Genomic DNA, 1312 nt, shown 5'->3' with positions numbered 1-1312 from the left:
GGAGGCGGCCGGGTGGTGGCGGGGGTCGTGGGGGCGGGCGGGGGGGGCGGCGCGGTCGCGCGCGGCGGCGGCCACGGCGGCGCGGCCTTCGCCGGTGCCCTGCTGGAGCGCGCTCCAGTGCCGGGCTGCCCGCTCGGGGGTCCGCGCGAGCGCCCCGCGAGCCTCGGCCGGGTCGTGCCCCGGGCCGGGCGCGGCGGGGCGGGCGGGGGCGTCGCCGGGCCCGGCCGTGGGGGCGGCGAGCGGCTGACGGCGGCGCCGGCTGGGCAGGCCGGCGGCGTCGCCCGGGTGGGCGGCGGCGGACGGCACGACGTGCATGGCGGGCGCCGGGTGCGGGCCCGGCTGGTGGTGCCGGTCGGCGAGCGGGGGCAGGCCGGGGTCCTCGCCGGCGTCACGCATCGGCGGGACGGCCTGGACGGTCGGCGCGGGGGCGGGCCCGGCACCGGCCCGCAGCGGCAGCGGGGTGAGCACCGAGAGCGGCTGCTCGTCGTCGACGACGGTGACGAGCGCGGCCGGGATGCGCAGGATCGTCCGCATGCCGCCGTACGGCGAGGGCTCGATGTGGCAGGAGAAGCCGTACTGGCGGGCCAGCTTGCCGATCACCGCGAAGCCGGTCTTGGGCGGGTTGCCGAGCTCGGTGAGCAGGACGTCCGGCGGGCCGGACAGCAGGCGGCGGGCGCGGCGCAGCTGGTCGTCGTCCATGCCGATGCCGCTGTCGTCGATGATCACCAGCGCGCCGCGGCCGCCCTGCTGGACGGTGACCGGGACGTCGGTCTCGGGGTGCGAGTAGGCGGTGGCGTTGGCGAGCAGTTCGGCGACGGTGATGGCGAGCGGCTCGGCGGCGCGGGCGACCACGGCGAGGCGGTTGTCGCGAAGGTGGTTGGCGACCTTGATCCGGGCGTAGCCGGGCACCCGGGAGAGCGCGCCGACGACGACCTCGGCGAGCGGGGAGTCGCTGCGGGCGAGGCCGGGCCAGGCCTCGCAGAGCACGGCGACGGTCTGGATCCGGCGCAGGGCGACCTCGTTGCGGAAGTCGACCTCCAGCAGCCGGGGGTCGTCGTTGTCGTCCTGGAGCTGCTGGACCAGGCTCTGGATCTGGTAGAGCAGCGTCTGGATCTTGGAGGTGGCGCCGCGCATGGCGGAGCGGGCGGCGGCGTCGACCCGTTCGCGCTCGTCGGTGATGGCGCCGGCCGCGGCGTCCAGCACGGCCTGCAGCGCCTCGACCGCGTCCGGGCCGACGACCTGTGCGGAGAGCGGGCCCACCGCCGGGGCGTTGACGTGGCTGAGCCGCACCGCGGTGGCCGGCAGGCGCTCG

General features: G+C 78.7%; 1 protein-coding gene. It reads right to left on the bottom strand.

What is annotated here, in order from left to right; genetic code table 11:
* Positions 1–1312 (bottom strand): ATP-binding protein (locus AB0O00_RS39920; protein ID WP_363659567.1); only part of this gene is annotated, 1312 nt, incomplete at both ends.

Origin of the sequence: Kitasatospora sp. NPDC093558 (assembly GCF_040683475.1) — a bacterium.
Classification (GTDB): domain Bacteria; phylum Actinomycetota; class Actinomycetes; order Streptomycetales; family Streptomycetaceae; genus Kitasatospora.
This window is presented reverse-complemented; position numbering and strand designations above follow the sequence as displayed.